General features: G+C 39.7%; 1 protein-coding gene. It reads left to right on the plus strand.

Features of this window, described 5'->3' with window-relative positions; all coding sequences use genetic code 11:
- On the plus strand, positions 1-610 hold a 610-nt coding region (gene rlmM / locus AB4496_RS27345; protein ID WP_372133094.1), incomplete at its 5' end, for a 23S rRNA (cytidine(2498)-2'-O)-methyltransferase RlmM.
- Positions 611-1,107: the final 497 nt, after the last annotated feature.

Here is a 1,107-nt window from a genome sequence, read left to right on the forward strand (position 1 = left end):
TGTTGGTTACTCTTACCCAACCAACAACTCGCAGTTCTTCATGGGTATTCCTCGTTTGAAGTTCCCATCAGATGCACCAAGTCGTTCTACATTGAAGCTAGAAGAAGCATTCCACGTATTCATCCCTCGTGATGAGTGGGACGAACGTCTGGCTCCGGGTATGTGGGGCGTAGATTTAGGCGCGTGTCCAGGTGGTTGGACTTACCAATTGGTTAAGCGCTCTATGTTTGTTCACTGTGTTGATAACGGCATGATGGCAGATAGCCTAATGGAAACGGGTCAAATTAAGCACCACATGGTGGATGGTTTTAAATTCGAACCTGACCGTAAGAACGTCACTTGGATTATCTGTGACATGGTTGAGAAGCCAGCTCGTGTTGCACACCTTATGGGTGAGTGGATCATCAAAGGCTGGGCGAAAGAAGCACTGTTCAACCTTAAACTGCCAATGAAAGGCCGTTACGATGAAGTTCTGCAGGATATCGAAAACCTAAAGCAGTTCCTGATTGATAACAAAGTGAAGTTCAAGATGCAGGCGAAGCACCTTTACCACGATCGCGAAGAGATCACGGTTCATATTCAGTCGCTTTCGAATATCTCACCGTACTAATATTTACGTTAGTGTGTCAGTGATAAAGAAAATGCTCCTTTAAGGGGCATTTTTTATATCTGAAGTTTGTTTATGAGTTTGATTATCGCTTCGTATGGGTAGTTTAGAAAGGTTGGTCTATATGCGTTTTTTAGTCATATTTAAGTGTAAATGTGACTAATTCAACTTGGTTGATAGTCGTCGAATTGTCGACTATTAGTGTCGATATGAGACAAAAAAGCCGTAAGCTATCGATACTTACGGCTACCTAGTTCAGCGATGAAACGAAGAAGGGTTTATTTAAAATTCAGCAGTAAATTACAGCAAGAACATCCTAATCAAATTGTATTTTATTATAAGTAAGTAAATGTAAGTAAAGAATGTAAATGATAACTATTACTATTAACATTGTTATTAGTGTCGTGTACCATTCGTGCACTTTTACTTAAATCTATAAAATATAAGTCGCATTATGAAACTTAAAGCATTATCAGTAGCCGTTACGGTTGCCTTAACCT

It is taken from the genome of Vibrio sp. 10N.222.46.A1, assembly GCF_041473595.1.
GTDB classification, from domain to species: domain Bacteria; phylum Pseudomonadota; class Gammaproteobacteria; order Enterobacterales; family Vibrionaceae; genus Vibrio; species Vibrio tasmaniensis_A.